General features: G+C 74.1%; 1 protein-coding gene. It reads left to right on the forward strand.

Features of this window, described 5'->3' with window-relative positions; translation table 11 throughout:
* Positions 1–309, forward strand: a 309-nt coding sequence (locus ACLBX8_RS31880; RefSeq protein ID WP_447716435.1) for a fumarylacetoacetate hydrolase family protein, incomplete at both ends; no start/stop codon positions are given.

The following is a 309-nucleotide window of genomic DNA, read 5'->3' on the forward strand; positions in this document are numbered from 1 at the left end:
TGGTCGCGCCCCCCGCGAGCGGCGGCAGCGACACCCCGGCCGAGACCGCCCTGGAGCACGTCTACGCCTACGCCATCGGCCTCGACATGACCCGGCGCGACGTCCAGGACGAGGCCAAGAAGATGTCGCGGCCCTGGGACACCGCCAAGGCGCCCGACGGGTCGGGGCCGATCGGCGCGCTCCACCCGGTCCCCGCCATCGGCCCCCCGGCGAAGGGCGCCATCACCCTGTCGGTCGACGGCGAGGTCCGCCAGAAGGGCGACCCCGCCGACATGATCTGGTCCGTCGCCGAGCAGATCGCCTACCTGT

The organism is Methylobacterium sp. D48H, from assembly GCF_053345715.1.